Source organism: Roseomonas sp. TS2 (genome assembly GCF_058833935.1).
Map to the genome: position 1 here is coordinate 1 of NZ_JCACVY010000271.1, position 4,199 is coordinate 4,199.

The following is a 4,199-nucleotide window of genomic DNA, read 5'->3' on the forward strand; positions in this document are numbered from 1 at the left end:
ATCTGCCAGGGCAGGAGGCCCTGGCCCCGCCGACGACCCCGGGCAGCAGGGGGCCGGCGGCGGGTGGCGGGCGATCAGCCCTTGGCGCGCTCGACGTAGGAGGCGTCCTCGGTCTTCACCACGATCTTCTCGCCGGCGGTGACGAAGGGCGGCACCATGGTCTTCACGCCGTTGGAGAGCACGGCCGGCTTGTAGGAGGAGGAGGCGGTCTGCCCCTTCACCACCGGGTCGGCCTCGGCCACCTCCAGCGTCACGGTCTGCGGCAGCTCCATGGCCACCGGGTCGCCCTCGATCAGCTTGACCGAGACCGTCATGTTCTCGGCCAGGAAGGGCAGGCGGTCGCCCAGGATCGCGCCGGGGACGATCGTCTGCTCGAAGGTCTCGGGGTCCATCAGCACGAGGTTCTCGCCATCGGCGTAGGAGTAGGTGAACTCCTTGTCCTCGGTCATCAGGCGCTCGACCGTGTCGGCGGTGCGCCAGCGGTCGTCCTTCTTGGTGCCGGTCTTGATGTCACGCATCTCGACCTGGATGAAGGCGCCGCCCTTGCCCGGGGTGATGATCTGGATCTTCAGGACCGTCCAGCGCCGGCCCTCATACTCGATGACCTGACCGGGCCGCATCTGGTTGGCCTGCTGCTTCATGGGCTTGGCACCTGCTTCATCGGGCTGAAGGAACGAATGGGCAGGCGGCATGACCGCCACGGCCCGGGCGGCGGGCGTTTAACGCTCCGCGCGGCGGGAAGCAACCTTGGCGGCACGGCCCGCATGGCGCGGGCGGCCCTTATGCGGCGCCCGGGCCGCTCCTGCCCGGCGCGGCGGGGCGGGATGCCTCGGCCCGCAGGCAACGCAGCACCGCCTCGAACTCGGCCAGCAGCAGCGCCTGGCTTTCCTGCTCCGCGCCGGCCAGGACCGAAGCCAGTTCCCCCTGCACGTCGGCCAGGAAGGCGGCGGGGTCCTGCGCGTCGCCCATCATGTGCCGCAGGGCGCGCCGGATGGCGGAATGCAGCAGCTCGCGCTCCATCGCGGCGAGGGCGCGAAGATCCGCCGGTGCAGCCGGGGCGCAGGAAGGGCCGCCTGCCTGGCCGGGCGGTGGGCAGCTCCGGTTCGGGCAAGGCGGAGGCGAATCAGCGTCGTGCAAATCTCGACCCGTTCTTGCGCGGGGCACAGGAGCGATGCCGCCATGGCTGGCGCATAATTGTCATGCTGCAGATGCAGGTCTTTCCCGGAGCTCGCAAGAAGAATTTTCCGGCAGCCGACAGGGCGAAACAATTGGTCCCGCGACAGCACGGGCGACGCCTGAAAAACCGGCGCTAACAGAAAATGATAATATTCTTATTTTTCGTATTCATGGCGAAATAATAATCTCTCGTCGCCGGCAGGATAGATGGGCAAGAGGCGCCTGCACCTGCGGAAAACCCATGCCTCTGCCTTCCAGAACCACCCGGGAGACTGCGCCCCAGCGCATGGACACCGTCATCCGCTCCGTGGCGGAGGCGCAGGATGCCGCCTGGGCGACGGGCCAGATGCTGGCCGCCATGGTACTGTCCATGGTGGAGGCCGATCTGCGGGTGCTGGTCGAGCACAACCCCTGGCTGCGTGCGCAGGGCGCGGAGCCACGGCCGGCTCCCGAGCGGCGCTGAGCCGCGCCGGCTCAGTGCGCCACGCGGCCGAACACCGCCGTGAGCAGCATGAACAGCGCGCCCCCCGCCAGGAAGCCCACCAGCGTCCCGTTCACCCGCACGAACTGCAGGTCGCGCCCGACGCGGAGCTCGATCTTCTCCACCACCGTCGCCGTGTCCCAGCGCGCCACCACGCCGGCGATGAAGTCGGCCAGCTGGCCCTGGGCGGCGCCCAGCGTGCCGCGCACCGCCTGCTGCGCCAGCGTGTTCACCCGCTCCCGCGCTGCCGGGTCCTCCTCCAGCAGGGTGCCGAGATTGGCGAACAGCCCTTCCATCATCGCCGCGGCGCGGCTGTCGGGGGCGGCGGCGTCGGCGGCCAGGCTGCGCTTGAGGCGGCCCCACACATCCATCAGCCAGGCCGCCACGGTGGGGTGGGAGGCCGCCTCGCGCAGCGCGCGGCCGATGGCGGCGGCGCGCTCCGGGTCGGTCTCCAGCTTCTCGATCTCGGTGTTCAGCCAGGCCTCGAAGGCGATGCGCAGCGTGCTGTCGCCCGGCTCCGTGCGGTCCAGCTCCTGGTTGATGGTGCCGAGGATGCGGCGGGCCACGGCGGCGCCGGCCAGCCAGCCCACCAGCGCGCCGCCCTCGGCCCGCACCCGCGCCTGGATGGCGGCGCGCAAATCGTCCTCCTTCGCCGCCAGCAGGGCCTTGAGCTGCTCCAGCGCCAGGCCGAACACCGCCTGGTGCTGGCCGCCCGCCATCAGTGCCCGCAGCATGCGGGCCAGCAGCCGCGCCGCGCCGGGGCCGGAGACCATGCGTGGCAGCAGCCGCTGGATCAGGCGGCGGGCGCGGCCATCCTCCACCGCGTTCAGCAGGGCGGGCAGGCTGGCGGCCAGCGCCTCGGCGGCGGGGCGGGCGGTCGCCGGGTCGGCCAGCACGCGGCGCAGCAGCCCGGCCACGTCCACCCGCGCCATCACCCGCTGCAACTCCGCCTCGGTGAAGACGTGGTTGGCCACGAAGCGCCCGAGGCCGCGCCCCAGCCGCGCCTTCTGGTTGGGGATGATGGCGGTGTGCGGGATGGGCAGGCCGAGCGGCCGGCGGAACAGCGCGGTGACGGCGAACCAGTCCGCCAGCCCGCCCACCAGCCCCGCCTTGGCCGAGGCCTGCAGCAGCTCCGCCCAGTAGCCGGGCGGCAGCTGGTAGGCGCCCAGCATCAGCGCCGCCATCAGCACCAGCAGGCCGGTGGCGAAGCGCCGGTGGCGGACGAGGTTGCGGCGCAGCTCGGCGTCGGGGTCCGGGAGGAGGAAGTCCGGAGGAAGGGAAGCCGGGGGAGGGGGCGAGGCAGGCATCCCGCCGAAGGTAGTGCGCCACACCCCCTGGCGGGAGGCGGCACGCCCGACAATACGCCGTGCCTGGCCACGATCCCCCGGTGTGCGGCTTGTCTGCGCCGGAGAAGATGTTATTTCATAACATATGGCGATGCTCCCCACCCTTCCACTGGCCGACCCCCTGGCCCTTTCCTCCGGCGCCCTGGCGCGCCTCGCGCTGGCGGCGCTGCTGCTGGCGCTGCTGTGGGGCGGCGTGTTCTGGGCCCTGGCGGCATGAGCGGCGCGGACGCGGCGGGCATCACCCTCACCGACCTGACGCTGACGCATGGGCGCCGGCCGGCGGTGCACCACATCTCCGGCCGCTTCGCGCCCGGCAGCCTGACCGCCATCGTCGGCCCCAACGGCGCCGGCAAGTCCACCCTGCTGCGCGCCATCGCCGGGCTGCACCCGGCGCGGGAGGGCGGGCTGCGCGCGCCGCGCCACGCCATCGCGCTGCTGCCGCAGGCCGCGGCGCTGGACCGCGCCTTCCCGATCTCCTGCCTTGACGTGGTGATGTTCGGCCACTGGTCGCGCGCCGGCGCCTTCCGCGCCCTGCGCCCGGCCGAGAGGCGCGCGGCGCGCGAGGCCCTCTCGGCGGTGGGGCTGGAGGGGTTCGAGGGGCGCCCGGTGGGCAGCCTCTCCACCGGCCAGTTCCAGCGCGTTCTGTTCGCCCGCCTGCTGGTGCAGGACGCGCCGGTGATCCTGCTGGACGAGCCGTTCAACGCCGTCGATTCCCGCACCGCGGCCGACCTGCTGGCGCTGGTGCACCGCTGGCATGGCGAGGGCCGCACCATCCTGGCCGTGCTGCACGACCTCGAGCTGGTGCGGCAGCAATTCCCGCGCACGCTGCTGCTGGCGCGCGAGCCCATCGCCTGGGGGCCGACCGCCGAGGTGCTGACCGCCGCCAACCGGCTGAAGGCCCGCATGATGTCCGAGGGCTGGGATGCCGACGCCGAGGACTGCGGCCTGCCGCCGGACGCGCGCAGCGCCGCCTGATGAGCGGGCTTTCCCTCTACGGCCTGCCCCTCTACGACCTGCTGTGGTCGCCCTTCGCCGAGTTCGGCTTCCTGCGCCGGGCGCTGGTGGGCTGCCTTGCCCTGTCGCTGGCGGCGCCGCCGCTCGGCGTGTTCCTGGTGCTGCGGCGGATGAGCCTGACGGCCGACGTGCTGGCGCATGGCATCCTGCCCGGCATCGCCGCCGGCTTCCTGGTGGCGGGG

Annotated in this window: 7 protein-coding genes; 4 read left to right on the forward strand and 3 right to left on the reverse strand. The window is 72.5% G+C overall.

Going from position 1 to position 4,199, the window contains the following annotated elements; all coding sequences use genetic code 11:
• Positions 1-74: 74 nt before the first annotated feature.
• Positions 75-641 carry an elongation factor P gene (gene efp, locus ACZJYS_RS23060; protein ID WP_109515163.1) on the reverse strand — a complete coding sequence of 189 codons (567 nt, stop codon included), beginning with the start codon at positions 639-641 and terminating at the stop codon, positions 75-77.
• Positions 642-780: 139 nt separating this feature from the next.
• Complete coding sequence (locus ACZJYS_RS23065; protein ID WP_109515164.1) at positions 781-1,020, reverse strand: hypothetical protein; 240 nt, start codon at positions 1,018-1,020, stop codon at positions 781-783.
• A gap of 442 nt (positions 1,021-1,462) precedes the next feature.
• On the opposite strand from ACZJYS_RS23065, the gene ACZJYS_RS23070 reads away from it, so the two are divergent.
• Positions 1,463-1,639 carry a hypothetical protein gene (locus ACZJYS_RS23070; protein ID WP_181377958.1) on the forward strand — a complete coding sequence of 59 codons (177 nt, stop codon included), beginning with the start codon at positions 1,463-1,465 and terminating at the stop codon, positions 1,637-1,639.
• Between the two features lie 11 nt (positions 1,640-1,650).
• On the opposite strand, the gene ACZJYS_RS23075 is transcribed toward ACZJYS_RS23070, so the two are convergent.
• Positions 1,651-2,964, reverse strand: a complete 1,314-nt coding sequence (locus ACZJYS_RS23075) for a DUF445 domain-containing protein (protein WP_493180467.1) — start codon at positions 2,962-2,964, stop codon at positions 1,651-1,653.
• Positions 2,965-3,094: 130 nt separating this feature from the next.
• Here ACZJYS_RS23075 and ACZJYS_RS23080 point away from each other — a divergent pair, with 130 nt between their 5' ends.
• The 3 genes from ACZJYS_RS23080 to ACZJYS_RS23090 all read left to right on the forward strand — a co-directional run.
• A complete protein-coding gene (locus ACZJYS_RS23080; RefSeq protein WP_493180468.1) occupies positions 3,095-3,220 on the forward strand; it encodes a hypothetical protein in 126 nt (41 codons plus the stop codon).
• The gene (locus ACZJYS_RS23085; RefSeq protein WP_493180469.1) at positions 3,217-3,978 is read left to right on the forward strand and encodes a metal ABC transporter ATP-binding protein; all 762 of its coding nucleotides are present in this window, start codon (positions 3,217-3,219) and stop codon (positions 3,976-3,978) included. The genes ACZJYS_RS23080 and ACZJYS_RS23085 overlap by 4 nt, the downstream gene beginning before the upstream one ends.
• The coding region (locus ACZJYS_RS23090; protein WP_493180470.1) for a metal ABC transporter permease at positions 3,978-4,199 on the forward strand (222 nt) is incomplete at its 3' end. The genes ACZJYS_RS23085 and ACZJYS_RS23090, both read left to right, overlap by 1 nt.

Bases quoted from the DNA above. Each gene is read 5' to 3' on its own strand.
- efp (WP_109515163.1), bottom strand. From the start codon at position 641: ATGAAGCAGCAGGCCAACCAGATGCGGCCCGGTCAGGTCATCGAGTAT.
- ACZJYS_RS23065 (WP_109515164.1), bottom strand. From the start codon at position 1,020: ATGGAGCGCGAGCTGCTGCATTCCGCCATCCGGCGCGCCCTGCGGCAC.
- ACZJYS_RS23070 (WP_181377958.1), top strand. From the start codon at position 1,463: ATGGACACCGTCATCCGCTCCGTGGCGGAGGCGCAGGATGCCGCCTGG.
- ACZJYS_RS23075 (WP_493180467.1), bottom strand. From the start codon at position 2,964: ATGCCTGCCTCGCCCCCTCCCCCGGCTTCCCTTCCTCCGGACTTCCTC.
- ACZJYS_RS23080 (WP_493180468.1), top strand. From the start codon at position 3,095: ATGCTCCCCACCCTTCCACTGGCCGACCCCCTGGCCCTTTCCTCCGGC.
- ACZJYS_RS23085 (WP_493180469.1), top strand. From the start codon at position 3,217: ATGAGCGGCGCGGACGCGGCGGGCATCACCCTCACCGACCTGACGCTG.